Raw genomic sequence first — 26,740 nt, 5'->3', positions numbered from 1 at the left:
GCCCACTCCCGCACCGCCGACAAAGTCTCTAGGCTCAATCACTTCACCCTTCCCCAGGCTCGAAAGAGCCGGGGGACCCCCATCGAAGGACACCGCCCATGCGCCGCGCCTTGATCGTCGTAGACGTGCAGAACGACTTCTGCGAGGGGGGCAGCCTCGCGGTGTCCGGCGGCGCCGACGTGGCCGCCTCGATCACCGAGCTGATCGGGCAGGCCCCCGCCGGATACCGGCACGTGGTGGCCACCCGCGACCACCACATCGCCCCCGGCGGCCACTTCGCGGACAACCCCGACTACGTCCACTCCTGGCCCGCGCACTGCGTCGCCGGGACCGAGGGCGTCGGCTTCCACCCCAACTTCGCCCCGGCCGTCGCCTCCGGTGCCATCGACGCCGTCTTCAGCAAGGGCGCCTACGCGGCCGCCTACAGCGGCTTCGAGGGCACCGACGAGAACGGCGTCAAGCTGGGCGACTGGCTGCGCGCCCGCCAGATCGACGAGGTGGACGTCGTCGGCATCGCCACCGACCACTGCGTACGCGCCACCGCCCTGGACGCGGCCCGCGAGGGCTTCCGCACCCAGGTCCTGCTGGACCTCACGGCGGGCGTGGCCAAGGAGACCACCGACAGAGCCCTGGAGGAACTGCGCGAGGCCGGCGTCGAACTCTCCGGCAAGCCGGTCGTCTGACCCCGACCTGGACTCGACGGGGTACCGAGGGGGGACAGCCACCCCTGGAGGACGCGATGGTGCGGCAGACCCGACTGGCCGGGGAATCGGCGGACCACCTCGCCGCCCGCGAAGAGCTGCGCCTGGCCGAGATCGACCTCATGCGCCACCGTGAGAAGGTCGCGGCCCTGCGCCGGGCGCTCCCGCCGGGCCCGCCCCTCGACGACTACACCTTCGTCGAGGGCCCCGCCGACCTCGACGCCGGCGACACCCCGCTCCGCGAGGTCACTCTCGGCGGGCTGTTCACCGCCCCCGACCGCCCGCTGATCGTCTACCACCTCATGTACGGCAAGGCGCAGAGCGACCCGTGCCCGATGTGCACCCTGTGGCTCGACGGCTTCAACGGCGTCGCCCACCACGTCGCCCGCAACGCCGACCTCGTCGTCGCGGCCGCCGCCGACCCGCCCGCCCTGCGCCGCCACGCCCGCAACCGGGGCTGGCACCGGCTACGCCTGCTGAGCTGCGGCGAGAGCACGTTCAAGTACGACCTGGGCAGCGAGGACGAGGACGGCGCCCAGGACTCCACCGTCTCCGTGCTCACCCGCGACGCCGACGGCACCGTCCGCCACCGCTACTGCGCCCACCCCCGCATGGCCGACGACATCGGCGAGCGCGGCATCGACCTCCTGGCCCCCGTCTGGCACCTCCTCGACCTGACGCCGAACGGCCGGGGCGACTGGTACCCGTCCCTCGAATACTGACCTGCCTCGACTGCCGACCCGCGTTACCGTTTCCGCAAGGTGTGCACGCACAACTCGCCCCCACGGAGATGGTGTTGACGCAACGCTCGAAGGTTCGGCGCCCCACGCTCGAGGACGTCGCCCGGCAGTCGGGAGTGTCGAAGTCGACCGTGTCCCGGGTGATCAACGGGGAGGCCCGGGTGCGGGCGGAGGTCGTCGACCGGGTCCGCCAGGTCGTCTCCGACCTCGGATACGTCCCCAACCAGGCCGCCCGCCAGCTCGTCACCCACCGCACCGGCGCGGTCGCGGTCGTCGCAGCCCAGCCCACCGACCGGCTCTTCCTCGACCCGTTCTTCGACTGCCTCCTGCGCGGCATCCGCCGCGAACTCGCCCGGCACGGCGCCCAGGCCGTCCTGCTGTTCCTCGACGAACCGGACGACTACGCGCGCGTGGCCGACTACCTGGGCGGCGGCCATGTCGACGGCGCACTGCTGTTCTCCCTGCGCCCCGGCGACCGACTGCCGGAGATGATCGACCGCCTCGGCCTGCCCGCCGTCTTCGGCGGCCGCCCCCTCCTGCGCGACGGCGACACCGTGCACGGCCACGCCTACGTCGACGGCGACAACCGCGGCGGCGCCCGGCAGGCCGTCCAGCATCTGGTCTCGCTCGGACGCACACGCATCGCCACCATCGCCGGGCCCTACGACCAGGAGAACTCCGCCGCCGACCGCCTCGCCGGCTACCGGGACGTCCTGCTCGACGCCCCGGCCCATCTCGTCGAGAAGGCCGACTACACCCGGCAGGGCGGCGCCGACGCCATGGCCGCGCTGCTGGACCGCTGCCCCGACCTGGACGCCGTCTTCGTCGCCTCCGACTTCATGGCGTCGGGCGCCCTCCAGACGCTGCGCGAGCGCGGCCGCCGGGTCCCGGACGACGTGGCCGTCGTCGGCTTCGACGACCTCGCCTCCATCGCCGAGTCGACCGACCCGCCCCTGACCACCGTCCACCAGGACGTGACGGGGATGGGCCGGCTGATGGCACAGCTGCTCATGCGGGACGGCGCACCGGACGGTTCGCGGGAGGGGACATCGGACGTCTCCTCCGTGGTCGTCCCGACCCGGCTGGTCCGAAGGGCCTCCGCCTGAGCCGTAGCCGTAGCGGTAGCGGTAGCGGTAGCGGTAGCGGTAGCCGTAGCCGTAGCCGTAGCCGTAGCCGTAGCCGTAGCCGTAGCCGTAGCCGGAGCCGTCGCCGGAGCCTCCGCCTGGGCCGTCGCCGGAGCCTCCGCCTGGGCCGTCGCCGGAGCCTCCGCCTGGGCCGTAGTCCGGGCCGTCACCTGGGCATCGGAGTGCCGGTCTCACTCCCCGGCCCGGTTGCGTCCACCATGTGGGATCACACTCCAGAGCGCGGACCGGGAATCGATACGATGAGCCCATGGTTTTGAACGACGTGAGCGAGAAGACGCCGGGCGCACTGCTCGTGGCGCGGCTGCACGTCGACCTGTGCAGGCTCGCCAGCGCCATCTGTTGACGCAGGTCCCTGCCGCCGCACGGCCGTGAGCCGCGGCTCTCACACGCACGTTCTCCCGCGCTGCCCGCATCGCACCTTCCTCCCGACAGGAGCCCTGAGCCATGGCCATCGAGGTCCGCATCCCGACCATCCTCCGCCAGTACACCGACGGTCAGAAGGCGGTGGAGGGCAGCGGTGAGACCCTCGCCGACCTGTTCACCGACCTCGAGACCCGGCATGCGGGCATCCACGCCCGCATCGTGGACGACGGCAAGCTGCGCCGCTTCGTCAACGTGTACCTGAACGACGAGGACGTCCGCTTCGTCGACGGCATCGACACCAAGCTGACCGACGGCGACACCGTGACGATCCTGCCGGCCGTGGCCGGCGGCATGGCCTAGGCCGGCAGACCGGCCATGCGTTACGACTCCCCGCTGGCCGCGGTGGGCAACACCCCTCTGGTGCGCCTGCCGCGGCTCTCGCCGTCCGCCGACGTCCGCATCTGGGCGAAGCTGGAGGACCGCAACCCCACCGGCTCGGTCAAGGACCGCCCCGCCCTGTACATGGTCGAACAGGCGGAGAAGGACGGCCGCCTCACCCCCGGCTGCACCATCCTGGAGCCGACCTCCGGCAACACCGGCATCTCCCTCGCCATGGCGGCCAAGCTCAAGGGCTACCGCATGGTCTGCGTGATGCCCGAGAACACCTCGCAGGAACGCCGGGACCTGCTCGGCATGTGGGGCGCCGAGATCATCCCCTCCCCGGCGGCGGGCGGCTCCAACACCGCCGTCCGCGTCGCCAAGGAACTCGCCGCCGAGCACCCCGACTGGGTGATGCTCTACCAGTACGGCAACCCCGACAACGCCGGCGCCCACTACGCGACGACCGGCCCGGAGATCCTCGCCGACCTCCCCTCGATCACTCACTTCGTGGCCGGCCTCGGCACGACCGGCACCCTCATGGGCGTCGGCCGGTACCTGCGCGAGCACAAGCCGGACGTGAAGATCGTCGCCGCCGAACCGCGCTACGACGACCTGGTGTACGGCCTGCGCAACCTCGACGAGGGGTTCGTGCCCGAGCTGTACGACGCCTCCGTCCTCACCACCCGCTTCTCGGTCGGCTCGGCGGACGCCGTCACCCGCACCCGGGAACTCCTCCAGCAGGAGGGCATCTTCGCGGGCGTCTCCACCGGTGCGGCCCTGCACGCCGCGATCGGCGTCGGCAAGAAGGCCGTCAAGGCGGGGGAGAGCGCCGACATCGCGTTCGTCGTGGCGGACGGCGGCTGGAAGTACCTGTCGACGGGCGTCTACACGGCGGCCACGACGGAGGAAGCGATCGAGACCCTGCAAGGCCAGCTCTGGGCGTAGGGCCGCGGCTTCACCGCGGCGGTTGCTGCTGCCGCTTCGGCCGCGGCCTCAGGTAGCCAGGTGACGGACCTGGTCCCACAGGACCGGGTCCACCACACCCACCCGGCGCCGGAAGTCCCGCACCGGGACCTGGCGCAGCTCGTCCGTCTCCAGGAAACTCGGCCGCCCCTGCGCGTCGCCCACGGCGCCCGGCGGCAGCGGGATCACCCCGGCCCGCTCGTCGTGGTACCTGCTGGTGATCTTCGCGACGGTCACCCGGTCACCGCGCACCATCAGCACCAGACACGGCCGGTCCTTCGCCCCCGGACCGTCCTCGAACGGCACGTCGGCCCACCAGATCTCCGCCGGCTGCGGATGCCCGGCGAGGCCGTGACCGCGAGACGGCCGGCCCGTCGCCCGCTCCGACGACCGGCCCGGCGGGCGAGTCCTGCGCCCCTGCGGCCTGCGCCCCCGCCCCCAGCCGTCCACGAGCGTGGCGACCAGCGCCAGCAGTACCACCGCCGCGAGCGCGAGCCACCAGGACGTGTCCATACGACGACGTTACCGGCGCGCGACCACCACCGCGCGCCCTTCGTCCGCCTCACATGCCGCGGGTCCAGCCGAACCGGTGACACCACAGGTGAGTTCGCCCACAACGGCCCCTGGCGGAGGAGCGACCCGGGGTTTTGCGCCTTACGCTCGACGGACCGCACGACCTCTGTCGCCCCATTTGACGATCATTCGTTCCCGACCCGTCCCCCGGATCCTTCCCGGTACTTCTCGGTACCTCTGGGTTTCTTGCCAGCGGAGGTTTCTGTTTCATGAAGCTCACCGTCGTCGGCTGCTCGGGGTCGTTCCCGTCCGCGGAATCGGCCTGCTCGAGCTACCTCGTCGAGGCCGACGGCTTCCGGCTGCTTCTCGACATGGGCAACGGCGCCCTGGGCGAATTGCAGCGCCACTGCGGTCTCTACGACCTCGACGCGATCTTCCTGAGTCATCTGCACGCAGACCACTGCATCGACATGTGCGCGTACTTCGTCGCGCGCTACTACCGGCACGACGGGGGGCGTTGCGACCCGATTCCGGTCTACGGCCCGGAGGGCACGGAGCACCGCCTGACCACGGCCTACGCCGACACCCCGTCGGCCTCCTCCATGAGCGAGGTCTTCGACTTCCACACGGTCAAGCCGTCCACCTTCGACATCGGCCCGTTCACCGTGCACACGGAACGCGTGGCGCACCCGGTGGAGGCCTACGGCATCCGCGTCGAACACGGCGGCAGGTCGCTGACCTACTCCGGCGACAGCGGCATCAGCCCGGCGCTGGAGGAACTCGCCCGCGACACCGACCTGTTCCTGTGCGAGGCCGCCTTCACCCACGGCAAGGAGAACATCCCCGACCTGCACCTCAACGGCCGCGAGGCCGGCGAGACGGCGAGCAGGGCGGGCGCGCGCAAGCTGGTGCTGACCCACATCCCGCCGTGGACCGACCCCCAGATCAACCTGGCGGACGCCCGCGCGGTGTTCGACGGTCCGGTGGAACTGGCGGCGCCGCGGGTGACGTACGAGATCTAGTCAGATCCAGTCCAGATCCAGGCCATGCCATACGAAAGGCCCCCGGAGCGGTTCAGGGCTCCGGGGGCTTTCGTGTGCGTATCGGCTGTCGGCTGCGGACCGGCGCCTACGCCTTGGTGAGGTCCTCGACCTCCTCCTCGGGCTCACGGCCCGGGGTGGGGAGGTTGAACTTCGTGATGGCGAAGCGGAAGACGAAGTAGTAGATCGCGCCGAAGGCAAGGCCGACCGGGATCAGCAGCCAGGGCTTGGTGGAGATGCCCCAGTTGATCAACACGTCGGTCAGACCGGCCGAGAAGCCGAAGCCCATGTGCATGCCCAGCGCCCACGTCACGGCCATCGACAGTGCGGTGAGTACCGCGTGGATCGCGAACAGAACCGGGGCGATGAACATGAACGAGAACTCGATCGGCTCGGTGACACCGGTGATGAACGAGGTCAGCGCCAGCGACATCATCATGCCCATCACGGCCTTGCGGCGCTCGGGGCGGGCCGAGTGCGCGATGGCAAGAGCGGCGGCCGGCAGACCGAACATCATGATCGGGAAGAATCCGGTCATGAACATACCCGCGTGCGGGTCGCCCGCGAAGAAGCGCGGCAGGTCGCCGTGGAAGACGGTGCCGGCGGAGTTGGTGAAGTCGCCGATCTGGAACCAGGCCACGGAGTTCACGAACTGGTGCATGCCGATCGGGATCAGCGCGCGGTTGATCAGACCGAAGAGCGCCGCACCGAAGGAACCGAGCCCGGTCATCCACTCGCCGAAGTTCGTGATGACGTCACCGATGGGCTGCCAGCCGAGGACGACCAGGACACCGAGGGCCGCGCCCACGACGGACGTGATGATCGGCACCAGCCGACGGCCGTTGAAGAAGCCCAGCCAGTCCACGAGCTGCTTGCGGTGGTAGCGCTGCCACAGCACGGCGGTCAGCAGGCCGATGATGATGCCGCCGAGCACGCCCGGGTTCTGGAAGGTCGCGGCCGTCGCGGCCTCCTGGCCCTTCTGCCAGAAGCCGCCGAAGGGGGCGACCGACGTGTAGGTGGCGCCCTCGTGCCCGTCCTTGATCGGGAACTGGTGGATCACCGCGTAGTAGGTGAGGAAGCTGACCACAGCGGCGAGCGCGGTCGAGCCGTCGGCCTTCTTCGCGAAGCCGATGGCCACGCCTATGCAGAAGAGCAGCGGCAGTCCGAACGAGCCGTCGAACAGGACGCCACCGGCCCCGGCGAAGACCTTCGCGACATCGGCCGGGAGGTGCAGCTTCGCCTGGACGTCGGGCTGGCCGAGACGCATCAGAAGTCCCGCCGCCGGCAACACGGCGATCGGGAGCTGCAGGCTGCGGCCGACCTTCTGCAGGCCTTGGAACAGACCGGATCCCCACTTCTTGGTGGGGGCCGCCGTGGGCGCGGTGGCGGTGCTCATAGACTTCCTCCATCGGGTGGTGGTCTACACCACTCAGTGGTGTAGACCATGTTGTAGCACGATGAAGGTGGCATAAGGAACCCACGGTTCCCGTGATCGTGGGACTACCCTGGGCTACGTCGAACTACGCCGATGAGCCATGCATGGGGCTATGCCTTCGTGACGTCCTCCCGCTCCTCCTCCGGCTCCCGACCCGGCGTCCTCAGATCGAACTTCGTGATCGCGAAACGGAAGATCACGTAGTACACGGCGGCGAAACACAGACCGATCGGGATCATCGCCCACGGCTTCGTCGCCAGGTTCCAGTTGATGACGTAGTCGATGAGCCCGGCCGAGAAACTGAAGCCGTCGTGCACGCCGAGCCCCCACGTCACCGCCATCGACACCCCCGTCAGCACCGCGTGCACCGCGTACAGCGCCGGCGCGACGAACAGGAACGAGTACTCGATCGGCTCGGTGATGCCCGTGACGAACGACGTCAGCGCCACCGACAGCATCAGACCGCCGATCTCCTTACGACGCTCCGGCCGCGCGCAGTGTGTGATGGCGAGCGCGGCCGCCGGCAGCGCGAACATCATGATCGGGAAGAAGCCGGACGTGAACTGACCCGCGTCCGGGTCGCCCGCCAGGAACATGTTGATGTCACCGTGCACCACCGTCCCGTCCGGCTTCGTGTAACTGCCGAACTGGAACCAGATGGGCACGTTCAGGAACTGATGCAGGCCGATGACCAGCAGCGCGCGGTTCGCGACACCGAAGATGCCCGCACCCCACGCGTCCAGCCCGTCGAGCCAGTCGCTGAAACTCTCCAGACCGTCACCGATCGGCGGCCAGATCCACAGACACAACGCGGCGAACACGATCGCCACGAACGACATGATGATCGGCACGAGCCGCCGCCCGTTGAAGAACCCCAGCCAGTCCACCAGCTTCGTACGGTGATAGCGCTGCCAGAAGAACGCCGACAACAACCCCATCACGATCCCGCCGAACACCCCCGGATTCTGGAACGTGAACGCCACCACCGTCTGGTCGACCGACGCCAGGCAGCCGATGTTGGGAACGGCCTTCGACCCGGCGGGACAGTCCTTCGGGAACTGGCGCAGCACGTTGTAGTAGACGAGGAACCCCGCCACCGCCGCCAGCGCCGTCGAACCGTCCGCCTTCTTCGCCATCCCGATGGCCACACCCACGCAGAACAGCATCGGCAGCCCCAACTCGGAGTTGAGCAGCGCGCCGCCCGCACCGGCCATCACCTTCGAGACGTCCGTCCACCCCAGCCCGTCGTCCCCGAACACATCAGGCTGGCCGAGCCGGTTGAGGATGCCCGCGGCCGGCAGCACCGCGATCGGCAGCTGCAGACTGCGCCCCATCTTCTGCAGCCCCTGGAAGGCGCCCTGCCACCGTCGACGTGCGGGGCTGACCTCGGTCCCGGCGCTCTCGGCACTCATCGTTTGGCGACCGCCTGTCAGGTGGTGTAGACCAGCTACGGACGATTGGGTTGTGTGACGTCATCCTCAGACACACACGAAACAATCGCTCGCGAAGTTGGGCCAACTGTGGGTTACTGCGACAAAGCGGTTCACCAGGGAATTGCGGCGCGCATCAGGGAATTCAGGGAGACGGAACATGGCCACCAAGGCTGAGAAGATCGTCGCCGGACTCGGCGGCCTCGACAACATCGAAGAGATCGAGGGCTGCATCACGCGGCTGCGCACCGAGGTCGTCGACGCGGGCAAGGTCGACGAAGCCGCCCTGAAGGCCGCCGGCGCGCACGGCGTCGTCAAGATGGGCACCGCCATCCAGGTCGTCATCGGCACCGACGCCGACCCCATCGCCGCGGAGATCGAAGACATGATGTGAGCCCTCGCGCTCACTCTTGAGGGGCTCTTCCCCACCGCGGGAGGAGCCCCTTCCGCCGCTGCGGCTAGGCTCAGCGCCATGTCTCGAATCGACGGCCGCACCCCCGAACAGCTCCGCCCCGTCACCATCGAACGCGGCTGGAGCAAGCACGCCGAGGGCTCCGTCCTCGTCTCCTTCGGCGACACGAAGGTCTTCTGCACCGCCTCCGTCACCGAAGGCGTCCCCCGCTGGCGCAAGGGCAGCGGCGAGGGCTGGGTCACCGCGGAGTACTCCATGCTGCCCCGCGCCACCAACACCCGCGGCGACCGCGAGTCCGTCCGCGGCAAGATCGGCGGCCGCACCCACGAGATCTCCCGCCTCATCGGCCGCTCCCTGCGCGCGGTGATCGACTACAAGGCACTCGGCGAGAACACCATCGTCCTCGACTGCGATGTCCTCCAGGCCGACGGCGGCACCCGCACGGCCGCCATCACCGGCGCGTACGTCGCGCTGGCGGACGCGATCACCTGGGCCCAGGGAAAGAAGCTGATCAAGGCCGGACGCCAGCCGCTCACCGGCACCGTCAGCGCGGTCTCGGTCGGCATCGTCGGCGGCGTCCCGCTCCTCGACCTCTGCTACGAGGAAGACGTACGCGCCGAGACCGACATGAACGTCGTCTGCACCGGCGACGGCCGCTTCGTCGAGGTCCAAGGCACCGCGGAGGCCGAGCCGTTCGCCCGCGAGGAACTCAACTCCCTTCTCGACCTCGCCGTTTCCGGCTGCGCGGAACTCACTGTCCTCCAGCGCACGGCACTTGATACGGTCCTGGAAAAGTAAAGGGCACACCAAGAGGGGTGGCGGGCGCGAGCAACCGGCCCGCCCACCCCCGCGTCTTGTCCCATACACGGCGCACCGCACCGCACTGTGCCGCACCGTCGTCAACGGGGGCCTCCTGGGCCTGACAAGGGGAGGAACACAGTTATGTCCACGGCCGCGAGCCCACGCCCGCACCGGCGTCGCCGTACCGTCATCGCCACCGCCACGGCCGCCGTCGCCCTCACGGTGGGACTGACCGCGACCGGCTGCGACGCGGTCAACAAGGCCCTGGACTGCGTCCAGACCGCCGACTCCATCGCCGACAGCGTCACCGACCTCCAGCAGGCCGTCGAGAACGCCGCGAACGACCCGACGCAGACGGAGGAGTCGCTGACCTCCATCGAGAACAACCTCGACAAGATAGGCGACAAGACGGACAACGCCGACGTCAACAAGGCCGTCGACGACCTCCAGAAGGCCGTCAGCAACGTCCGCACGGCCGTCAAGAACGGCGACAACACCCCCGACCTCAGCCCGGTCACCGACGCGGCGGGCGAACTGACGAAGGTCTGCACGCCGTAGGGACGCCCGCGGGAGTCGGGATGCCGAGTCGGGATACTGGGGGCATGACCCGCCTGATCCTCGCCACCCGCAACGCCGGAAAGATCACCGAACTCAAGGCGATCCTCGCCGACGCAGGCCTGCCCCACGACCTCGTCGGCGCGGACGCCTACCCCGAGATCCCCGACGTCAAGGAAACCGGCGTCACCTTCGCCGAGAACGCCCTCCTGAAGGCCCACGCCCTGGCCCAGGCCACGGGCCTACCGGCGATCGCCGACGACTCCGGCCTCTGCGTAGACGTCCTCAACGGCGCCCCCGGCATCTTCTCCGCCCGCTGGGCGGGCACCCACGGCGACGACAAGGCCAACCTGGAACTCCTCCTGGCCCAGCTGTCCGACATCGCGGACGAGCACAGGGGCGCGCATTTCGCGTGCGCGGCGGCCCTGGCCCTGCCGGACGGCAGGGAACGGGTGGTCGAGGGTCGGCTGCGGGGCATCCTCCGTCACACCCCGACGGGCACGAACGGCTTCGGCTACGACCCGATCCTCCAGCCGGAGGGCGAGACGCGCACATGCGCGGAACTGGCGGCGGCGGAGAAGAACGCGATCAGCCACCGGGGGAAGGCGTTCCGGGCGTTGGTGCCAGTGGTGCGGGAGCTGCTGGGCTGAGGAGTGCCCACCAGCAAGGTCCGGCTTGCGGAAGTCGCAAGCCGGACCTTGCAAGTGAAGGTGAGTGCGGCCTGAGGGATTCGAACCCTCACGGGATTGCTCCCATCGCGCCCTAAACGCGAGGCGTCTGCCGTTCCGCCAAGGCCGCTAGCCGCCCGTCGTCGAGCATGACGGGCACCCGCAAGTGTACGGGGATCCACAGCTGTCCGGCGAGCGGCGCTCTCTCTTTCTGTCGGCACCACGTCTCTGTCGGTGCATGGCAGTTGGGGCACAGGTGTCGCAGATTCTCGCGACGGTTGTCGCGCCACTCCCCGTTGACGTGGTCGATCTGCAAAGTGATCGCCTTCCCCAGCCACTCGCCCTTGTTGCCGCAGGTCTCACATGCGTAGGGCGCTCCGATCTCGGTCAGTGCACGGTGGAGTTGAGCCCTGGCGCCCAGCTTCAGGGCGACTTCCCGCAGAGAGGACGAAGAGGCGGCAGCTTCCGCGATGGCGGCGTCGGGGTACTTACGCCATGGGCTGCGTTTGACGAAGTGGCCCGTATCAAGTCCGTGACGTGTTACGTGCTCCTGCAGTACCCGCCGTTGGCCGCCACTCGGCTTGAGACCGAGCCGCCGCATCAGATCAGCCCGGTTGCGCGCCTCGGCGACCTCCGGCGTGAGCCTTTCCCCGCTGTGTGCGTCCGATCGTTCGGATGCGCTTCGCACGCCCATGCACCCCTCCGTCTCCGACCACCCGTTCGTGGCCTCGTACGGAGTAACGAACCGCTTATCGGACAGTCACGCCCGAAACGTAAAGCGGCCCGTGTCGGGGTCACCCCGACACGGGCCGCTTACCGGAAGAGGTGGACCCTCAGACGCCCAGGTCCTTGATGATCTTCGCCACGTGCCCCGTCGCCCGGACGTTGTACAGGGCGCGTTCCACCTTGCCCTCCTCGTCGACCACGATCGTGGAGCGGATGACGCCCATGTACGTCTTGCCGTAGTTCTTCTTCTCGCCGAAGGCGCCGTACGCGTCGAGGGCGGTCTTGTCGGGGTCGGCCAGGAGGGTGACCTTCAGGGACTCCTTGTCGCGGAACTTGCCCAGCTTCTCGGGGCTGTCCGGGGAGATGCCGATGACGTCGTACCCGGCGCCGGTCAGCAGTTCCAGGTTGTCGGTGAAGTCGCAGGCCTGCTTCGTGCAGCCGGGGGTAAGCGCGGCCGGATAGAAGTAGACGATGACCTTGCGGCCCTTGTGGTCCGACAGGGACACCTGGTTGCCGTCGGCGTCGGGGAGGGTGAAGGCGGGGGCCACGTCCCCGGGCTGGAGTCGCTCGCTCATCGGGCCAGCGTAACCGGGGGTCCTGGCAGTGCGGCGGCGGGCAGAGCTGACAGACTGTGCGGAACAAGACACAGCTGACTTCGGAGGCCTTACCGTGGCGGAGACGTCGGACACCAGAACCCCGGCGCAGATCGAGGCGGACATCAGGGCCCGCCGAGAGGTGCTGGCTGAGACGCTGGACGAGATCGGGGTGCGGGTGCATCCGAAGACCATCGTCGGGGACGCCAAGGCCAAGGTCGTCGCCAACGTCGATCACACCCTCGGGAAGGCCTACGTCCAGGTCAACCGGGTCGTGAGCGAGGTGAAGGCGCAGTTCGTGGACGGAGAGGGCGCGCCTCGGCTGGAGCGGGTCGTGCCCGTGGCGCTCGTGGTCGTCGGGGTGGTGGGGCTGCTGGCCCTCGGCACCCGGCGCCGCAAGGGCTGAGACCGGACACCCCACTCGCTCACGGATCCGCTCCGGGCAGGTAGGTTCAGTGGTGTGAGCGCCAACAGAAACGACCACAGTTCCCAGGACGACAAGCTGCCCATCCGGATGCTGCACGACCGTGTGCTCGTGCGGCAGGAGGCCGGCGAGGGCGAGCGGCGTTCGGGTGGCGGCATTCTGATTCCCGCCACCGCGGCCGTCGGTCGCCGGCTGGCCTGGGCGGAGGTCGTCGCGGTGGGGCAGAACGTACGGACCGTGGAGCCGGGGGACCGGGTGCTGTACGACCCGGAGGACCGCGCGGAGGTCGAGGTGCGCGGCGTCGCGTACGTGCTGATGCGGGAACGGGATCTGCACGCGGTGGCGGCGGACCGGTTCGAGGGGTCCGAGGACACCACCGGCCTGTACCTTTGAAGTGCTCTCCCGGTTGAAGCCGGGAGATTCCTGCTTACCTTGCGGCAGCGGGCTTGACGCGCTTCGCGCGCCTGACGACTGCCCTCCCGGCAGCCGGGATGAGCGCGAGGCCCATCCGGTACAGGTGCAAGACGTTGCGGGCTGCGTTGTGGTCGGCGTTGCCCGACCAGCCGCAGTCCGGGTTCTTGCACACGAACACGGCCTGGGACTCCCGGCTGCCGGGCGTGGTGAAGCCACACGCCGAACAGCGCCGGGAGGTGCCGGGGGCCGGGACCTTGACCAAGGTGCCGCCGAGCTGAGCGGTCTTGTACGCCAGCATGGTGACTGTGCGGCCCCATGCCTCCCCGCTGATGGAGCGGTTCAGCCCGGATTTCCGGGCAACGTTCTTCCCTGGTTCTTCGACCGTTCCCTTGGCGGACTTGACCATGTTCGTGATGGTGAGTGCTTCGACCACGACCGTGCCGTACGTGCGGGCGATGGCGATGGTCGTCTGATGCTGCCAGTCCAGGGCCCGGCGCTTGGCGTTCGCGCGCAGTCCTGCGATCTGGTCATAGGTGCGGTGCAGCCGGCGGCTGGTGCGCTCGCCGGGCCCGTGGTGCCGCTTACGCTGCGCGGCACGCTGCTCCAGGTGCAGGAGCCTGGCCTTCTCCTTGCCGGTCAGCCACTCGCCGTGCCCGTAGGTCTCGCCGTCGGAGAGGGCGATGGGCACGGTGACGCCCAGGTCGATGCCGACTTCGGGGCCGGTGTGGGGTTCCGGCTTGATCTCAAGGGTCTGGACGCGGAAGGCGATGTGCCATCCGAGCGTGTCTTTGACCAGCCGGGCCCCGGTGATCCGGTTCTCCGCGCCCGCGCGCTTGCCCACCGGCAGGTCCTTGGTCCACCGGAACCGGACCCGGCCCACCTTGGGAATGTTGACCGTGCCCCAGCGTCGGTGTACGCGGGTGATGTTCAGGTCCCGGCCCTGCGGGATGTCCCACGGACATCACCGTACGGAACCGGCCCTTGAAGGTCGGTGCGTCCGCCCGCCCGTCCCAGCAGTTCTTCCACGCCTGGAAGTACGTCTTGAGCACCGCTTGCGCGGCCTGGGCGGGGAGGGCTGCCAGGAAGTCGATGTCCCGACGGGCCTGTCGGATCGCGGCGTCGGCGTGCGCGAGAGTCCGCTTCTCCTTCGGCATCATCTGCCACCACGTGTGCAGACAGTTCCACATCGTGCGGGCGGCGTGCGCCTGGTCGTCCGTCTTCAGCACCTCGGCAGGCGACACCGCAAGCCGGGCGCGGTGCCCGAACTGCCCCCGCCCTGAAGGGTGGAGCACTGGCCAAGATCAGAGGTAGATCACCGGTCGGCGCCTTGGATCACCGGCCGGTGCGTGCAGTGGCTGAAGGGCCGGTGACCACCGGCCCTTTTCGCTGGCCACTGGGGTGCGGGGTCCGGGTCAGCCCGCGCCGGGGGCTGTGAGCTGGGGGCCGGTTGTCGTGCCTGTCGAGGTGCCGGTGTCTCCGGTCGCGCCGTCGGTGGTCGTGCCGGCGTCGGTCGTTCCCCCGCTCGTCGTGCCCGTGCCGCCGTCGGTCGTGCCGCCGTCCGTGGTCCCGCTCGTCGTGCCGCCGTCGGTGGTGGGCGTTCCGCCCGTCGTCGTGCCGCCCGTCGTGCCTCCGGTCGTGCCGCCGTTCGTCGTGGCGCCGTTCGTCTGGCCCGGGGTCTGGCTCTGGCCCTGCGTCTGACCCTGGGTGTCGTCGGTCGTGCCGTCGGTCTCGTCGTCGGTCGGGTCGTCCTGTGAGGGCGGGGTGGACGGGTAGGCGGACTCCTCGCCGCCCTCCTGGATCTGGAGGTTGAAGTCCGAGGCGGGGGTGCCCTTCAGGGCGTTCTTGGTGAACTGGGCCCAGATCTCGGTGGGCGCGCCGCCGCCGTTGATGCGGGGCAGGCCCATGACGCCCTTGAGGGACTTGTGGTGGGCGGTCTCCGGGTCCTGGCCCATGACGGCGACGACGGTGGCGAGGTCGGGGGTGTAGCCGGCGAACCAGGCGGCCTGGTCCTCCTCGGCGGTGCCGGTCTTGCCGGCGGCGGGGCGGTCGGCGGCCTGGGCGGCGGTGGCGGTGCCGTTCTGTACGACGCTGCGCAGCACCGAGGTCGTGGTGTCGGCGGCCTCGCGGCTGACGACCTGGGAGGACTTGTGTTCGGGCAGCTCCATGACGTCGGAGCCGTCCTTGGTGACCTTGTCGATCAGGGTGTACGTGCCGTGCTTGCCGTGGTTGGCGAGGGTGGCGTACGCCTCCGCCATGTCCAGGACGCTGGCGTTGGCCGTGCCGAGGGCGATGGAGGGGTAGGGCTGGAGGTCGGGGGTGCCGGTCGGCAGGCCGAGGTCGATCGCGGTCTGCTTGACCTTGGAGGGGCCGACGTCGACGGCCATCTGCGCGTACACGGAGTTGACCGACTTGTCGGTGGCGGTGCGCACGTCGATGTTGCCGTAGCTGACGTAGTCCTCGTTCTCCGGGGCGTAGGCGGCGCCGGACCAGCCCTGGATGGGGCGTTTGTTGGTGCCGTCGTAGATCGTGTTCGGGGTGATCTGGCGGCCGTCCTGGGTGGTGGAGTCGTTCTCGACGGCCGAGGTGAAGACGAACGGCTTGAAGGTGGAGCCGACCTGGAAGTCCCGGCGGGTGGCGTTGTTGGTGTACTGCTTGATGTAGTCGATGCCGCCGTACAGGGCGAGGACCTTGCCGGTCTTGGGTTCGACGGCGGCGCCGCCCGCGCGGACGTAGGAGTCGACCTTGCGTTCCTTCGGGTCGAGCTTGTCCATGAGCTTGTCGTTGACGGCGTCGACGAAGGCGTCCTGCTTGGACTTGTCCAGGGTGGTGGTGATGCGGTAGCCGCCGGCCTCCAGCTCGTCGGAGGTGACGATCTTGTTGTTCTTCAGGTAGTCCTTGATCGCGTTGACGAGGTAGCCGCGCTGACCGGACATGCCGGTGTCGGCGCCGGAGGTCTCCTTGGGCGGGGGGAACTTCATGCCGGTGCGTGCGGCCTGGCTGAGCCAGCCCTTGGTGACCATGCCGTCGAGGACGTAGTTCCAGCGGGCCTGGGCGGCGGCCTTGTTCTCGGGGTGGGCGATGATGTCGTACTCGCTGGGCGCGTTGACCAGCGCGGCGAGGTAGGCCCCCTGGGCGGGGGTGAGCTTGATCGCGTCGACGCCGTAGTAGGCCTTGGCGGCGGCCTGCATGCCGTAGGCGTTGCGGCCGAAGTAGCTGGTGTTGAGGTAGCCCTCGAGGATGTCGTCCTTGGACGTCTCGCGGTCGAGCTTGATCGAGATGAAGAACTCCTTCACCTTGCGGGTGACGGTCTGTTCCTGCGCGAGGTAGTAGTTCTTCACGTACTGCTGGGTGATCGTGGAGCCGGACTGCTTGCCCTTGCCGGTGGCGGTGTTCCAGCCGGCCCGGAGCATCGCCTTGGGGTCGATGGCCGTCTCGGTGTAGAAGTCGCGGTCCTCGGCGGCGAGGACGGCGTGCTGGGCGTCCTTGGAGATCTGGGCGAGGTCGACGTTCTCGCGGTTGACGGTGCCGTCGCGGGCGATCTCGGTGCCGTCGGCGTAGAGGTAGACGTTGGACTGCTTGGTGGCGAGCGCGTTGGCGGGCGGGATCTTGACCATCGAGTAGCCGAGGAAGAACAGGCCGGCGATCACCAGGACGCCGAGGACGAACGTGCCGAGCACCATCCGCCAGGTCGGCAGGAGGCGGCGCCAGCCGGTGCGCCTGGGTCGTTTCACCTTCTTGCCCTCCTCGCCTTCCGGGCCACTTCCTCCGTCACCCGCCTCGGGCCTTCCTGGTGAGCCCTGGGTCGGCTGCTGCGGCTGCGGCTCGTCACTCATGTGTTGCAGGACTCCTGTTTCGCGTCGTACGTTCCCGTACGCCTTTAACGCCTCTTACGTCTCTTACGCCTCGTACGCGTTGAGCGCCCCCTGCTGAAGACTCTCGCACCGACCGTTCCGTTCCCGGCAATCGGCGCGCGTTCCGTCACACGTCGTGCCCGGAAAACGCGTGGCACGCGACCGGGCCGGAACACTAGGCTCCTGCGCTTCGGTGTCGAAGGGGGCACCAAGGGTGACAAGCGGGTGAGGAGGACGGTTGCATTGGGATCGGCACGTTTGTACGCGGCCGTCGCAGCGGGGGGTTTCAGAAGGTACGCGACCTACCGGGTGGCCACGGCCGCAGGGGTGTTCACCAACACCGTTTTCGGCCTGATCCTCGTCTACACATACCTGGCGTTGTGGGGCGAGCGGCCGCACCTCGGGGGCTACGACCAGGCGCAGGCGGTCACTTATGTGTGGTTGGGTCAGGCGCTGTACGCGACGCTGGCGATCCAGGGCGGTGGTTTCGAGACCGACCTCATGGAACGCATTCGCACGGGTGAGGTCGCCATCGACCTGTACCGTCCGGCGGACCTTCAAGTGTGGTGGCTGGCCAATGACTTGGGGCGGGCGCTGTTCCAGTTGATCGGGCGGGGGGTGATCCCGTTCGCCGTGGGGACGCTGCTGTTCCCAACGGCGCTGCCGGACGATCCGCTGATCTGGCTGGGGCTGCTGGTGGCGATCGTGCTGGCGATGGTGGTCAGTTTCGCGATCCGGTTCCTGGTGGCGCTGAGCGGGTTCTGGCTGCTGGACGGCACGGGCGCGCTGCAGATGCTGATGGTCACGGGCATGTTCTGCGGCGGGATGGCGCTGCCGCTGAACGCGTTCCCGGGGGCGCTCGGCGATGTCGTACGGGCGCTGCCGTGGGCGGCGTTGCTGCAGATGCCCGCGGACCTGCTGATGGGGGAGGCCGATCCGCTGCCGGTCTTCGCGTTCCAGGCGGCGTGGGCGGTGGTGCTGCTGGCGCTGGGGCGGCTGGTGCAGGGGGCGGCGACCCGGCGGGTGGTGGTCCAGGGTGGGTGAGGGCAGCCGGGTGCTGGAGGGTCTGCGGGCCTACCGGCTGATTTCCGGCATGTGGATCCGTTCCACGCTGGCCTACCGGCTGTCGTTCGTGATGACGGCGCTCGGAGGTCTGCTGGTGACCGGGCTGGACTTTGTCGCGATCTTGCTGATGTTCTCGCAGGTGGACGCGCTCGGCGGCTACACGCTGCCGGAGATCGCGTTCCTCTACGGCCTTTCGGCCACCGCGTTCGGCATCGCGGACCTGGCGATCGGCTCCGTGGACCGGCTGGGCCGGCGGGTGCGGGACGGCACGCTCGACACGCTGCTGGTGCGGCCGGCGCCGGTGCTGGCCCAGGTCGCCGCGGACCGGTTCGCGTTGCGCCGGGTGGCCCGGATCACCCAGGGGGCGCTGGTGCTGGGCTACGCGCTGGTCGCGATGGACGTCGCCTGGACGCCGGTCAAGGTGCTGTTGGTGCCGGTGATGCTGGTGAGCGGCGGGGTGATCTTCGGCGCGGTGTTCGTGGCCGGCGCCGCGTTCCAGTTCGTGGCGCAGGACGCGTCCGAGGCGCAGGCCGCGTTCACGTACGGCGGTCAGACGATGCTGCAGTATCCGCCGACCGTGTTCGGCAAGGAACTGGTGCGCGGGGTGACGTTCGTCTTCCCGCTGGCTTTCGTCAACTGGGTGCCCGCCGCCTATGTGTTGGGGCGGCCGTATCCACTGGGGCTGCCGCAGTGGGCGGCGTTCGCTCCGCCGCTGGTGGCGGCGGCGTGCTGCGTGCTCGCGGGACTGGCGTGGCGGGCGGGGCTGCGGACGTATCGGAGCACGGGGAGTTAGGGCATGACGGCGATGACGGGCATGGCGGGTATGACGGACGAGCGCTTCATCGAGCTGGACGGCGTCGAGAAGGTCTTCGACGTGCGCAGGAAGACCGGGTTCCTCAGGCGTGAGGTGCGCCAGGTGCGGGCCGTCGACTCGATCTCCTTCACCGTGGCGCGCGGCGAGATGGTCGGTTACATCGGGCCGAACGGTGCCGGGAAGTCGACGACGATCAAGATGCTGACGGGGATCCTGACCCCGAGCGGCGGCCGGCTGCGGGTCGCGGGGATCGACCCGTCGCGCGAGCGGACGCGTCTGGCGCACCGTATAGGGGTGGTGTTCGGGCAGCGGACGACACTGTGGTGGGACCTGCCGCTCATCGACTCCTACCGGCTGATGCACCGCATGTACCGCATCCCGGACGGCCGTTACCGCGAGAACCTCGACCGGCTGGTCGAACTCCTCGATCTGTCGGCCCTGTTGGACGTGCCCGTGCGGCAGCTGTCGCTCGGTCAGCGGATGCGCGGTGACATCGCGGCGGCGCTGCTGCACGATCCCGAGGTGCTCTACCTCGACGAGCCGACGATCGGTCTGGACGTGGTCTCCAAGTCGCGGGTGCGGGAGTTCCTGCGGGAGCTGAACACCGAGCGTGGCACGACGGTGCTGCTGACCACGCACGATCTCCAGGACATCGAGCAGCTGTGTTCGCGGGTGATGGTCATCGACCACGGCCGGCTGGTCTACGACGGTGCGCTGGCGGGGCTGCACGAGGCGGGGGAGAGCGAGCGGACGCTGGTGGTGGACCTGGAGCGGGAGCTGCCGCCGGTCGAGGTGGGGGAGGCGGCGCGGGTGGTGAAGGTGGACGGTCCGAGGCAGTGGCTGGCGTTCCCGGCGTCGGAGTCGGCGGCTCCGCTGGTCGCGCGGATCGCGGCGGAGTATCCGCTGGTGGACCTGTCGGTGCGCGAGCCGGACATCGAGGCCGTGATCGCGAAGATGTACGCGGAGAGGGAGGGGGAGCGGCAGGCGGAACGGGAGGGCGAGCGGGAGACCGTAGTGCCCGGGGCCGGGACCTCGTAGGCTGCTGTCATGACCGACGACGACGCAGTCCCGGGTCCCCCCGACGCTGTCCCGGGTCCCCCCGACCTCCGCGCATCGGACGCCGATCGTGAGCGGGTCGCCGAGGTCCTGCGGGACGCCCTCGCGGAGGGCCGTCTCGACATGGCTGAGTTCGAGGAGCGGCTCGAGCTGACGTACAAGGCGCGCACGTACGGGGAGTTGGTGCCGATCACCCGGGACCTGCCGGTTGCCGGAGTCGTGCCCCCGCCGGTTGTGTCGCTGAGCAAGGAGCCGTCGGCGGGCGGGAGTTGGGCCGGACGGATCGTGGGTGGCGAGGGTTCGTCGACCTGGGCGGTGGCCGTGATGTCGGGCTTCCAGCGCAAGGGCCGCTGGACGGTTCCCCGGCGCTTCAACTGCGTCGCCTTCTGGGGCGGCGGGGAGATCGACCTGCGCGAGGCGGACTTCGCCGCCGGTGAGGTCGAGATCAACTGCGTGGCGATCATGGGCGGGGTGCAGATCACCGTGCCGCCGGGCGTCGAGGTCGTCGTCCGCGGTATCGGCGTGATGGGCGGTTTCGACCAGCGGGAGACGGGCGTGGTGGGGGATCCGGGCGCGCCGCGGGTGGTCGTCACCGGGTTCGCGTTCTGGGGCGGGGTCGGTATCGAGCGCAAGCTGACCAAGGAGGAGCGGCGCCGGCTGAAGGAAGAGCGCCGCCAGGGGAAGCCGGCCCGCGGCGCCTCCGTGCGGGAGCTGCGGGAGGAGGACCGCGCGGACACGTACGACGCCCACCTCAGGATGCTGGAGGGCCACCGCGACCTGATGCGCGAACGCCACGAGGAGCGCCGGGAGCGGCACGAGGAGCGGCGCGAGCGGCACCGGGAACGCTGGGAGGAGCGGGACAGGCGCCGCAACGGCGACCACTGACTCCTACAGTTCCGCCGGCGCCGAGCCCTCCAGCTTCGTCAGGTCGACGCTCTGCGCCATCTTGCGGTAGCCCCGGTCGCTGGGGTGCAGGTGGTCGCCCGAGTCGTACTCGGCGCGCAGGCTGCGCGGGTCGTAGGGGTCGCGCAGCGCCTGGTCGAGGTCGACGACCGCGTCGTACACCCCGCCCGCCCGGATCGCCGCGTTGACGCGTCGGCGGACGTCCTCGCGGGCGTCGGTGTAGCCGCGGTGGCCGCGGAACGGGGTGAGGGTGGTGCCGACGACCCTGATGCCGTGGGCGTGGGCGCGGTCGGCGAGGGTGCGCAGGCCGTCCACGATCGCCTGCGGGTCGGCGACCCGCTTGTTGCGCAGGATGTCGTTGATGCCGAGGTCGATGACGACGACCTTCACGTTCGTACGGTCGAGGACGTCCCGTTCGAAGCGGTTCAGCCCGCTGGCGCCGCGCCGGGGGTCGTCGACGAGGACCTGGTTGCCGCTGATGCCCGCGTTGACGACGCCGTAGCGGGGCGCGGTGTCGCCGGCGGAGGAGGCGGCGGCGGTCCGCAGCCGGTCGGCGAGGACGTCGGGCCAGCGGCGGTTGGCGCCCGTGGTGGAGGTGACGCCGTCGGTGATGGAGTCGCCGAGTGCGACGACGGTGCCGTCGGCCTCGTTGCTGAGCACGTCCAGCGCGGTCAGGTAGCGCCAGTACGCGCTCGTCCCGGTGAACGCGGCGCCGGTGACGTCCTCGGTGGACTCGCCCTCGGCGACGTAGCTGGTCTGCCGGGCGCGCGGGTGGTAGGTGACCGGGCCGGCGGAGGTGGGGGAGTAGGTGCTGACCAGGACGTCGGAGTCGGACGGGACGGCGACGGTGACGGCGTCGCTGACGGCCCTTCCGCCGGCCGGGACGACGACGGTCGTGGCGCCGCCGAAGGTGAGCCGGCGCAGGGTGTCGGGGTCCGCGGCGGCGCTGTCGTCGGCGGCGGCGACGGCGAGGGTGGCGTGGGTGACGGTGAGCGGGCCGGTGCCGTAGAGGTTGGACAGCGTGACGCGGGCACTCGTCCCGCCGACGCTGGTGTGCACGACGTTGCGGACCGTGCGGCCCGCCATGCCGTCGGTCTCGGTGCCGGGTTCCCCGCCGGCCGGGGCGGCGGACCAGGTGCCGACCCAGACGCCGGTCGAGACGGGGGCCGCGTTGCGGGCGCCGGGGGGTGCGGCGAGGGCGGCGTCCGTACGCCGGCCGGGACCGTGCTCGGCGGCGGCTCCGAGGTATATGGCGGCGGACAGGGCCACGATCAGGGCGGTGATCGCGGACAGCAGCACACAACCGTGACGCCTGGTCATGCGGGCGCGTGTCTCCTAGGGCGGGGGAGTCGAAGGCTCCGGAACAGGGCAGGAGCTCACCCTTGACCTCCCGCCTTACAGACGCCGGGAACTCCTGTTCCGTTCCAGGAGTCGGTCAGGAAGGGACAATGTGCGCGGGATCACCGAACGGGTGGAGCAAATGGAACGTACCGAAGCGGCGGCAGCGGACGGGACCACGTCCTATCGCGCCATGACCTCCTTCACTCCCGCGGACGAGGAGCGGCAGCGCGGGGTGCGCCGGATGAAGCTCACCGCGGCCGGACTGCTGCTGTTCGTGGCCGTGGTGTACGTCCTCGCCGAGTGGGCCTCCCACCAGGGCGCGGGCGCCTGGGCTGGCTATGTGGCGGCGGCCGCGGAGGCGGGCATGGTGGGTGCGCTCGCCGACTGGTTCGCGGTCACGGCCCTCTTCCGGCACCCGCTGGGTCTGCCGATCCCGCACACGGCGATCATCCCGAACAAGAAGGACCAGCTGGGCGTCTCGCTGGGCGAGTTCGTCGGAGAGAACTTCCTCTCCGAGGACGTCGTACGGCAGCGGCTGCGTTCGGTCGGCATTGGCACCCGGCTGGGCGCCTGGCTCGCCGAGCCGGAGCACGCCGACCGGGTGACGGCGGAGCTGGCGACGGCGCTGCGGGGCGCGCTGACCGTGCTGCGCGACTCGGACGTCCAGGCGGTGGTGGGGGAGGCGATCACGCGTCGGGCGGACGCGCAGGAGATCGCGCCGGGCATCGGGAAGCTGCTGGAGAAGGTCGTCGCGGACGGCGGCCACCGGCGGGCCGTCGACCTGGTGGTGACCCGGGCGCACGACTGGCTGGTGCTGCACGCCGACTCGGTGATGGACGCGGTGCAGGGCGGCGCGCCGGGCTGGACCCCGCGGTTCGTCGACAAGAAGGTCGGCGAGCGGGTCTACAAGGAGCTGCTCCGCTTCTGCGCGGAGATGCGGGACATGCCCTCCCATCCGGCCCGTGGCGCCCTGGACCGCTTCCTCACCGACTTCGCCTCCGACCTTCAGTCCGACACGGACACCCGGGCGCGGGTGGAACGGCTCAAGGGCGAGGTGCTGGGCCGGGGCGAGGTCCAGGACCTGATCGCGTCCGCCTGGACCGCCGTCCGCTCCATGATCGTCGCGGCGGCGGACGACGAGCGCAGTGAGCTGCGCCTGCGCGTGCGGGCCTCGCTGCTGTCCCTGGGCGCCCGGATGGCCACCGAGCGCAAGGTCCAGGACAAGGTCGACAGCTGGGTCGAGGGCGCGGCGGTGCACGTCGTGACGACCTACCGGCGCGAGATCACCTCCCTGATCACCGACACTGTCGCGGGCTGGGACGCGGAGCACACGACCCGCAAGATCGAGGCCCACATCGGCCGTGACCTGCAGTTCATCCGGATCAACGGCACGGTGGTGGGATCGTTGGCCGGGTTGGTGATCTACTCGGTGGCGCGGGGGCTGGGGGCGTGACACCGCTGGTGGCGGGAACCCGCCCGGGGTTCGCTCACTGTGGAGGGAGCCCACGACCACCGCGCAGTCCGCTACCGGCCGTACCGTCACCACGAACATCCCCGCCCGCCTCGACCGCCTGCCGTGGTCGCGCCGGCACTGGACGATCGTCATCGGATTGGGCACCGTGTGGATCCTGGACGGCCTGGAGGTCACGGTCGTCGGGAACATCGCCGGCCGGCTGTCGGAGCCGGGCAGCGGCCTGCCGATCACATCCGGGCAGGTCACCGGCATCGCGGCCGCGTTGTACGCGGCGGACGCGTGCGCCGGTGCCCTGTTGCCCGGGGGCCTGGCGGGCGGCCTTCGGGCCTGGGGGCCTTCGGCCCACCGGCCCACCGGCCCACCGGCCCACCGGCCCACCGGCCCACCGGCCCACCGGCCCACCGGCCCACCGGCCCACCGGCCCACCGGCCTGGCGGCCCACCGGCCCACCGGCCCACCGGCCTGGCGGCCCACCGGCCTGGCGGCCCACCGGCCTGGCGGCCCACCGGCCTGGCGGCCCACCGGCCTGGCGGCCCACCGGCCTGGCGGCCCACCGGCCTGGCGGCCCACCGGCCTGGCGGCCCACCGGCCTGGCGGCCTGGCGGCCTGGGGGCCTGGTGGCCCACCGGCCTGGCGGCCCACCGGCCTGGTGGCCCACCGGCCTGGCGGCCCACCGGCCTGGCGGCCCACCGGCCTGGCGGCCCACCGGCCTGGCGGCCTGGCGGCCTGGGGGCCTGGGGGCCTGGGGGCCTGGGGCTTCCCGGGTTCCTCGCCTCCCCGCCTCGTGGGGGCGTCTGCTACTCCGCCCCGCCCCGCATCCGGCCCCGGCGGCGCAGCAGCAGCAGGCCGCCGGCCAGGGCGGTGAGGCCGGTGGTGGCCGTCCAGGCGACGATGTCCGTGGAGCCGGTGGAGGCGAGGTCGCCGTGTCCTCCGGCGGCGGACGCCGCGTTGGCCGGGGTCGCCGAGGCGGAGGGCGCCGTCGAGGGGTCCGCTGCCGCGGCGGACCCGGACGAGGCCGGGGAGCCCGAGGCGCCGCCCGACGCCGGGGTGCCCGAGGCGGTCGTCGCCGACCTGTCCCGGGTGAACGCCAGGGTGCCGAAGCCGAGTTGGTCGTAGCCGCCGCTGTTGGGGCCGTAGTCCCCGCCGCCGCCCTCGGGCGCGGCCTTGGCGGCGACGCGGGTGAGGTAGGGGGCGGACAGTCCCCGGCGCTTGGTGTAGTGGTTGGCGATCATCGCCCAGATCGGCCGGGTCATCGTCGGATCGACGCCGGCCGCGTCGGAGGCGGTCTCGTTGCCCGACCAGCCCCCGATCGCACCCTTCTTGCGGGTGTTGGCGGTGTAGGCCACGTCGCCGCCGAGACTCCACTTGGCCACGTACTGGGCGCCCTTGAGGAAGCGGCTGTCGTCGTAGCCGTACAGGTCGATGCCCTGGTTCCAGGCCATCTCGCAGAAGGTGCCCATGAGGCCGACGCCGAGCAGCGCGTGCCCCTGGTCGCGGCCGGCCTCCAGCCACTCGCCGAGGCCGTCGTCGTGCACGACGGGGATCGCGTTCTTGACGGCGCCGAGCCCTGCGCCGCTCTTGAAGTACTCGACGGCCCTCGCCACCTTGGCGCTGTCGTCGCAGAAGATGCCGGTGGCCAGGACGCAGGCCATGGCCGCCAGGTCCCAGTTGGGCCAGTAGTTGGTGACCACGGCGTTGTTGTGGTTCGTCAGGAAGCTCTCGCTGAGCGGGGAGAAGACGGTGGTCAGCATCTTCTGGAAGCGTTCGAGCTCGAAGCCGGCGTGGTCGCGGACGAGTTCGGCGGCGTTGGCGAACTGGTAGCCGTACAGCCCGGCCGCGAGGAACCGGTCGGCGGAGCCCTGCAGCGAAGTGAGCTTCGCGGACCAGGCGTTGAGGATCGCGACGGCCGTGTCGGCGTACGCGCTCTCCCCGCTGACGTGGAAGCGCAGGCCGTTCTGGTAGGCGGCGTGGATGTCGTTGTAGAGCGTCGTGTAGTTCTGGGGCGAGCCCGATCCCCGGTACACGGTCGCCTGAGGGTTGGCCGTCCAGCCGCTCTGCGCATGCCGGTTGGCGGTGAGCTTGGCGTACCCGGCCGTGTAGGGCGCGGCGCCGGCCTTCACCTTGGCGGCCATGCGCGCCAGGTCGGCGCCGGTGTGCAGAAGCCCGGGGTGCGCGTAGCCGGCCGCGGTCGCCGACGGGGTTGCGGTGACACCGATGGCGGTTGCCCCGGCGGCCACACCCGCGGCCTTCAGCATGCTCCGGCGGCTGACGCTGATCTGTCGAGGTCGAGTCAGATGCATGCACGGGAGACGGACGGGGGTGGGGCCGATAACGAAAACTGGGCCGCGTACGCCCGTCCTACGCTCCGGTCGTCGACCCCGGCCGCACGATCATCAAGACCGTCACCGCGGCCCACAGCAGGTTGAACACACCGGAGAACATGGCGAGTTGGACGGTCGTCTCCCGTGTGCCCTGCCCCTCGACGAGGACCTCCTGGCGTGGCAGGACGAGGACCAGCAGCACACCCGCGGCCAGGACGGTCAGCACCATCGACACGATGAGCCAGGTGTCGCCCATCACTCCCATCGCGCCCGCCGTGGCGAACCCGAAGACGGGGACGGCGATGCCGACGGCCGCGTACACCTGGCAGATGCGGTGCAGCAGCCGCACGGTCTCGCTCGCGCGCGCGTCGTCCGGCGCGGCCAGGGCGCGGCGCGCGGCGGGCGGGAACATGCTGGCGGCGACGGTGACGGGCCCGATCGCGATGATCGCGGCGAGGACGTGGACGGCGAGGAGGAACTTGGTCACGGACCGACGCTAGGCACCGCGGGGATCTCGCGGAAGCGGCGGAAATGCCAGAGGGCGACGGATTCTCGCCAGCGCTGCTCATGCCCGGCTGCCAGGGCCGCTCATGCCCGGCTCAGGACCGCCC

General features: G+C 70.3%; 27 protein-coding genes, 1 tRNA gene and 2 pseudogenes. 19 read left to right on the top strand and 11 right to left on the bottom strand.

The window, feature by feature from the left end; all coding sequences use genetic code 11:
* The first annotated feature begins 98 nt into the window (after positions 1 to 98).
* From OG289_RS19905 to OG289_RS19880, 6 genes are all read left to right on the top strand, one after another.
* Positions 99 to 683, top strand: a complete 585-nt coding sequence (locus OG289_RS19905) for a nicotinamidase (RefSeq protein ID WP_327315378.1) — start codon at positions 99 to 101, stop codon at positions 681 to 683.
* Between the two features lie 56 nt (positions 684 to 739).
* On the top strand, positions 740 to 1,423 hold the full coding sequence (locus tag OG289_RS19900; protein ID WP_327315377.1) for a DUF899 family protein: 684 nt from the start codon (positions 740 to 742) through the stop codon (positions 1,421 to 1,423).
* A gap of 68 nt (positions 1,424 to 1,491) precedes the next feature.
* Positions 1,492 to 2,547 (top strand): LacI family DNA-binding transcriptional regulator, encoded by a 1,056-nt coding sequence (locus OG289_RS19895; protein WP_327315376.1) that lies wholly within the window; start codon positions 1,492 to 1,494, stop codon positions 2,545 to 2,547.
* Between the two features lie 286 nt (positions 2,548 to 2,833).
* Entirely contained in the window at positions 2,834 to 2,929 is a 96-nt protein-coding gene (locus OG289_RS19890; RefSeq protein WP_020132206.1) for a putative leader peptide, read from the top strand.
* Positions 2,930 to 3,030: 101 nt separating this feature from the next.
* A complete protein-coding gene (locus OG289_RS19885; RefSeq protein ID WP_057574449.1) occupies positions 3,031 to 3,309 on the top strand; it encodes a MoaD/ThiS family protein in 279 nt (92 codons plus the stop codon).
* A 15-nt stretch (positions 3,310 to 3,324) separates the two neighbouring features.
* Complete coding sequence (locus tag OG289_RS19880; RefSeq protein WP_327315375.1) at positions 3,325 to 4,275, top strand: PLP-dependent cysteine synthase family protein; 951 nt, start codon at positions 3,325 to 3,327, stop codon at positions 4,273 to 4,275.
* A 48-nt stretch (positions 4,276 to 4,323) separates the two neighbouring features.
* On the opposite strand, the gene OG289_RS19875 is transcribed toward OG289_RS19880, so the two are convergent.
* Positions 4,324 to 4,806: a type II toxin-antitoxin system PemK/MazF family toxin gene (locus OG289_RS19875; RefSeq protein WP_327315374.1), complete on the bottom strand. Its 483-nt coding sequence runs from the start codon at positions 4,804 to 4,806 to the stop codon at positions 4,324 to 4,326.
* Positions 4,807 to 5,075: 269 nt separating this feature from the next.
* Between OG289_RS19875 and OG289_RS19870 the strand changes: the two genes are divergently transcribed.
* Positions 5,076 to 5,828 carry an MBL fold metallo-hydrolase gene (locus OG289_RS19870; protein ID WP_327315373.1) on the top strand — a complete coding sequence of 251 codons (753 nt, stop codon included), beginning with the start codon at positions 5,076 to 5,078 and terminating at the stop codon, positions 5,826 to 5,828.
* Positions 5,829 to 5,934: 106 nt separating this feature from the next.
* Here OG289_RS19870 and OG289_RS19865 read toward each other — a convergent pair whose 3' ends face one another.
* The gene (locus tag OG289_RS19865; protein WP_327315372.1) at positions 5,935 to 7,242 is read right to left on the bottom strand and encodes a PTS transporter subunit EIIC; all 1,308 of its coding nucleotides are present in this window, start codon (positions 7,240 to 7,242) and stop codon (positions 5,935 to 5,937) included.
* Positions 7,243 to 7,391: 149 nt separating this feature from the next.
* Entirely contained in the window at positions 7,392 to 8,693 is a 1,302-nt protein-coding gene (locus OG289_RS19860) for a PTS transporter subunit EIIC (RefSeq protein WP_327315370.1), read from the bottom strand.
* Positions 8,694 to 8,871: 178 nt separating this feature from the next.
* Here OG289_RS19860 and OG289_RS19855 point away from each other — a divergent pair, with 178 nt between their 5' ends.
* The 4 genes from OG289_RS19855 to rdgB all read left to right on the top strand — a co-directional run bounded on the left by OG289_RS19855 (position 8,872) and on the right by rdgB (position 11,129).
* Positions 8,872 to 9,105 carry a PTS glucose/sucrose transporter subunit IIB gene (locus tag OG289_RS19855; protein WP_327315369.1) on the top strand — a complete coding sequence of 78 codons (234 nt, stop codon included), beginning with the start codon at positions 8,872 to 8,874 and terminating at the stop codon, positions 9,103 to 9,105.
* 78 nt (positions 9,106 to 9,183) lie between these two features.
* On the top strand, positions 9,184 to 9,921 hold the full coding sequence (gene rph / locus OG289_RS19850; protein ID WP_327315368.1) for a ribonuclease PH: 738 nt from the start codon (positions 9,184 to 9,186) through the stop codon (positions 9,919 to 9,921).
* Positions 9,922 to 10,065: 144 nt separating this feature from the next.
* Positions 10,066 to 10,482 carry a hypothetical protein gene (locus tag OG289_RS19845; protein WP_327315367.1) on the top strand — a complete coding sequence of 139 codons (417 nt, stop codon included), beginning with the start codon at positions 10,066 to 10,068 and terminating at the stop codon, positions 10,480 to 10,482.
* 44 nt (positions 10,483 to 10,526) lie between these two features.
* Positions 10,527 to 11,129 (top strand): RdgB/HAM1 family non-canonical purine NTP pyrophosphatase, encoded by a 603-nt coding sequence (rdgB, locus tag OG289_RS19840; protein ID WP_327315366.1) that lies wholly within the window; start codon positions 10,527 to 10,529, stop codon positions 11,127 to 11,129.
* A 65-nt stretch (positions 11,130 to 11,194) separates the two neighbouring features.
* Here rdgB and OG289_RS19835 read toward each other — a convergent pair.
* The 3 genes from OG289_RS19835 to bcp form a co-directional block, all read right to left on the bottom strand.
* Positions 11,195 to 11,277 (bottom strand) — tRNA-Leu (locus OG289_RS19835).
* Complete coding sequence (locus OG289_RS19830; protein ID WP_327315365.1) at positions 11,242 to 11,841, bottom strand: HNH endonuclease; 600 nt, start codon at positions 11,839 to 11,841, stop codon at positions 11,242 to 11,244. The genes OG289_RS19835 and OG289_RS19830 overlap by 36 nt, the downstream gene beginning before the upstream one ends.
* 139 nt (positions 11,842 to 11,980) lie before the next feature.
* On the bottom strand, positions 11,981 to 12,448 hold the full coding sequence (bcp, locus tag OG289_RS19825) for a thioredoxin-dependent thiol peroxidase (RefSeq protein WP_327315364.1): 468 nt from the start codon (positions 12,446 to 12,448) through the stop codon (positions 11,981 to 11,983).
* A gap of 94 nt (positions 12,449 to 12,542) precedes the next feature.
* On the opposite strand from bcp, the gene OG289_RS19820 reads away from it, so the two are divergent.
* A complete protein-coding gene (locus OG289_RS19820) occupies positions 12,543 to 12,872 on the top strand; it encodes a DUF3618 domain-containing protein (protein WP_327315363.1) in 330 nt (109 codons plus the stop codon).
* A gap of 54 nt (positions 12,873 to 12,926) precedes the next feature.
* Complete coding sequence (locus OG289_RS19815; protein ID WP_327315362.1) at positions 12,927 to 13,283, top strand: GroES family chaperonin; 357 nt, start codon at positions 12,927 to 12,929, stop codon at positions 13,281 to 13,283.
* A 34-nt stretch (positions 13,284 to 13,317) separates the two neighbouring features.
* Here OG289_RS19815 and OG289_RS19810 read toward each other — a convergent pair.
* Together OG289_RS19810 and OG289_RS19805 are read right to left on the bottom strand one after the other, a co-directional pair.
* Positions 13,318 to 14,491 (bottom strand): annotated as a pseudogene (locus tag OG289_RS19810) (RNA-guided endonuclease InsQ/TnpB family protein).
* A 225-nt stretch (positions 14,492 to 14,716) separates the two neighbouring features.
* Entirely contained in the window at positions 14,717 to 17,137 is a 2,421-nt protein-coding gene (locus OG289_RS19805) for a transglycosylase domain-containing protein (protein WP_327315361.1), read from the bottom strand.
* Between the two features lie 261 nt (positions 17,138 to 17,398).
* Here OG289_RS19805 and OG289_RS19800 point away from each other — a divergent pair, with 261 nt between their 5' ends.
* The 4 genes from OG289_RS19800 to OG289_RS19785 are packed head-to-tail and all read left to right on the top strand — an operon-like array spanning position 17,399 to position 20,975.
* Entirely contained in the window at positions 17,399 to 18,199 is an 801-nt protein-coding gene (locus tag OG289_RS19800; protein ID WP_327320743.1) for an ABC transporter permease, read from the top strand.
* Between the two features lie 49 nt (positions 18,200 to 18,248).
* Positions 18,249 to 19,013 carry an ABC transporter permease gene (locus OG289_RS19795; protein ID WP_327320742.1) on the top strand — a complete coding sequence of 255 codons (765 nt, stop codon included), beginning with the start codon at positions 18,249 to 18,251 and terminating at the stop codon, positions 19,011 to 19,013.
* 30 nt (positions 19,014 to 19,043) lie between these two features.
* Positions 19,044 to 20,072 carry an ABC transporter ATP-binding protein gene (locus tag OG289_RS19790; RefSeq protein ID WP_327320741.1) on the top strand — a complete coding sequence of 343 codons (1,029 nt, stop codon included), beginning with the start codon at positions 19,044 to 19,046 and terminating at the stop codon, positions 20,070 to 20,072.
* A gap of 9 nt (positions 20,073 to 20,081) precedes the next feature.
* Positions 20,082 to 20,975 carry a DUF1707 SHOCT-like domain-containing protein gene (locus tag OG289_RS19785; RefSeq protein ID WP_327315360.1) on the top strand — a complete coding sequence of 298 codons (894 nt, stop codon included), beginning with the start codon at positions 20,082 to 20,084 and terminating at the stop codon, positions 20,973 to 20,975.
* A 3-nt stretch (positions 20,976 to 20,978) separates the two neighbouring features.
* Here the strand turns inward: OG289_RS19785 and OG289_RS19780 are convergent, their stop codons facing one another.
* A complete protein-coding gene (locus OG289_RS19780; RefSeq protein WP_327315359.1) occupies positions 20,979 to 22,313 on the bottom strand; it encodes an SGNH/GDSL hydrolase family protein in 1,335 nt (444 codons plus the stop codon).
* Positions 22,314 to 22,473: 160 nt separating this feature from the next.
* On the opposite strand from OG289_RS19780, the gene OG289_RS19775 reads away from it, so the two are divergent.
* Positions 22,474 to 23,787: a DUF445 domain-containing protein gene (locus OG289_RS19775; protein WP_327315358.1), complete on the top strand. Its 1,314-nt coding sequence runs from the start codon at positions 22,474 to 22,476 to the stop codon at positions 23,785 to 23,787.
* Positions 23,788 to 23,824: 37 nt separating this feature from the next.
* Positions 23,825 to 24,118: pseudogene (locus OG289_RS19770) on the top strand (MFS transporter); the annotation flags it as partial.
* 487 nt (positions 24,119 to 24,605) lie between these two features.
* Here OG289_RS19770 and OG289_RS19765 read toward each other — a convergent pair.
* Positions 24,606 to 26,063, bottom strand: a complete 1,458-nt coding sequence (locus OG289_RS19765) for an alginate lyase family protein (RefSeq protein WP_327315357.1) — start codon at positions 26,061 to 26,063, stop codon at positions 24,606 to 24,608.
* Positions 26,064 to 26,166: 103 nt separating this feature from the next.
* The gene (locus tag OG289_RS19760) at positions 26,167 to 26,616 is read right to left on the bottom strand and encodes a hypothetical protein (RefSeq protein WP_327315356.1); all 450 of its coding nucleotides are present in this window, start codon (positions 26,614 to 26,616) and stop codon (positions 26,167 to 26,169) included.
* Positions 26,617 to 26,740: the final 124 nt, after the last annotated feature.

It is taken from the genome of Streptomyces sp. NBC_01235 (assembly GCF_035989285.1).
Taxonomy (GTDB): Bacteria; Actinomycetota; Actinomycetes; order Streptomycetales; family Streptomycetaceae; genus Streptomyces.
Note: the sequence above shows the minus strand (reverse complement) of the source record. Positions and strands in the feature narration are given on the sequence as shown.